Raw genomic sequence first — 2,449 nt, 5'->3', positions numbered from 1 at the left:
CTCAGACGTGCCCAGCCTGCCTCGTGCAGATGCCCTGTTCATTCACTGGAGCTAAGACCCACGGTAAGGGGAGCGGTCTATTTATGATTGTTTGTCCGAATTGCAACCATCAAAATCCCGATGGCGCAGTGCAGTGTGAAGCCTGCTACACGCCGCTGCCCACCATGATGAGCTGTCCCAACTGTGGGGCTTCGGTTCAGTCCGATGCTAGCTTTTGTGGACAGTGTGGGTTTAACCTGCGGGCGGCGGCGGCAGAGGGGCCAGAGGTTTCCACGCCAACGGTCGCGCCTGATTTTGCAATTCCCGATTTGCCAGCGGTAGAACCCTTGGTTCCACCCGATCCATTGCCAATTACGCCGCCGATTGCAGCAACACCGGACTCGTCTGCAACTTCGGGCGTTTTGCCCATTTCTGAACTTCCGCCACCGCCGCCACCGCCCGTTGCGCCGCCCGTTGCGCCGCCATCGCCTGTCACGCTGCCCGTCGCAGTGCCGCCAGTAGCTAGTCCGACCGCTTCCTTGGGGCCGACCCAACTCCAGACGCAGCGGGCCAGCTTGCTGCACGTGCAGACCAATCAGGTTGTAGAGCTACCCCAAGCGCTACCTGTAGTTCACATTGGCAAGCCCAACGACCGAATTCCGCCGGATATTGACGTTTCCGGCTTTCCCAGTTCAGAAATTGTGTCGCGGGTTCACGCTGATATCCGGGTGGAGGGCGATGCCTATTACCTGGAAGATGTGGGCAGTTCCAATGGAACCTACGTGAACAACATGCCGCTGCCGATGGGCAACCGCCACCGCCTGCGGCCGGGCGATCGCATCTCGCTGGGCAAAGGCGATCGCATGACGTTCCTGTTCCAGCTTTCCTAAGCGGGCAATGACTTTGCCCATGAATTTGCTGCCCATGAATTTGCTCAGGGTTCAGCGCTAGACCTGACGCTGCATCGAGCGCCAGTCTAGTGCAACTCCTGAAGCAGTTGCTGAAGCTGCTGCTTCAGGTTGTCCTGCGTTTGCTCTTGGGCGACGATGCTGGCTTGGAGGCGATCGCGCTCGTCTTCTAGGTGGCTCATTTTAGCTGCCAGCTTCTCGCGCAGGTCATTTTCGCTGCCGCTGTTTTTTAAGGGCTGCAATTTTTTGGCAATGCCTTCCTGCTCGTCAGAGAGGCGATCGCGCTTTTTGGCAAGCTTCTGGATTTTCTGCTGAGTTTGGGCAATCTGCCGATGCAGTTCTAGGATGTCGCGCAACGACTGGAACAGGCTGTCGTCAATAAATTTGTTGTGCAGGTACGCCTGGAGAGTCTGGTAATCCAGGTTGAGGATTTGTTCGTGCCGAGAAATTTTTCGGCGCTGCTGCACGCGAAACTCGCTCTGCTGCCGGGGGGCGATCGCCAGCTTCCAGCGCTGAAACTCAGCCGTCTGCTCCATCGGCTCCACCGTCTCAAACAACTCGTAGCCGCTGAGAATGCGCTGCTCAATCACCAAAGCAATAGGATAGGTGTTGCGGTTGTCGATGCGGTAGACGGTCTGGCGGGTTTCCCACTGGTCATGAACGAGGTAGTCGCCTTTTCCAAGGGCGATCGCCACCGTTTCCAGGCGTGACTCGTCTTCCCGCAAAATCTGCACGCCCAAATCCACGGCGTAGGGCACAAAAAACTCGCCCTCAGCAGGCGTAAAGCTCAGCACCGCTTCCCCCACATAGTTCTCTGCCTCCAGCACCGTCGCCGGGCCGCGCTCCAGCGTCAGCCCAGTCGTGTTGGTTGCAACAATGGTCACCACTGGATGGCCTGGCAATTTTTCAGCGTTGAACCAGTGCTGTTTGCGGCTGGCCAGCGTTGCGCCCAAAATCGGCACCATCGCGCTCTGTCCCCGCTTGATCGTGACCGGAATGCCCACGTCGTACTGAAACAACTCGCCCCGCGCCACGCCCGTTGCTTGAACCTGAGTTGCCTGGGCTAGGTCGCGGCGGGCAGATTTGAACCGACTGCTGCCCATGCCTGGAGCCGCTAGCTCTGCATCTAAATCAGACTCGTAGCAGTTGTAAACGTCATCGAGTAAGCTGCGCGACACAGATGCCACATCGGTATATAAATGCGGATTTAGGCGACCTTCTTCAAAGCTGACGGGGCCCGCCACCGTGCGTGCTTCATCTTCCACTGTGGGGCGATCGACAAAGCGGGGCGTGTAGAGGTCGTAGATAAAGCTGATGGGCTGTCCCGCGATCAGCGTCAGGGAGACATCTTCGAGATCTTCATCGAGCTGGTTGTCCACAATGCCCCAGCCCTGGATGAATAGCTGACCGCTGTCGCTGTTGTCGGCAATACCACTGCCCTCGGCAGGTGCATCGGGCGTGTAGACGAGGCGATAGCTGACGCGCCAGGTAGGGCTGGGGGCAACGTAGCTAACCAACAGGTCTTGGTGGGGGCGATCGAGAAAAATGGTGACGCTGCGCTG

Annotated in this window: 2 protein-coding genes; one reads left to right on the top strand and one right to left on the bottom strand. The window is 58.1% G+C overall.

Features of this window, described 5'->3' with window-relative positions:
* Positions 1–83: 83 nt before the first annotated feature.
* A complete protein-coding gene (locus IGS51_RS06580) occupies positions 84–869 on the top strand; it encodes an FHA domain-containing protein (RefSeq protein WP_297077346.1) in 786 nt (261 codons plus the stop codon).
* Between the two features lie 86 nt (positions 870–955).
* On the opposite strand, the gene IGS51_RS06575 is transcribed toward IGS51_RS06580, so the two are convergent.
* A partial coding sequence (locus tag IGS51_RS06575; protein WP_297077344.1) for a hypothetical protein occupies positions 956–2,449 on the bottom strand: 1,494 nt, incomplete at its 5' end.

It is taken from the genome of Thermoleptolyngbya sp. M55_K2018_002, assembly GCF_015295965.1.
GTDB classification, from domain to species: Bacteria; Cyanobacteriota; Cyanobacteriia; order Elainellales; family Elainellaceae; genus Thermoleptolyngbya; species Thermoleptolyngbya sichuanensis.
The sequence above is the reverse complement of the archived record's forward strand: the minus strand, read 5'-3'. Positions and strand labels throughout refer to the sequence as shown.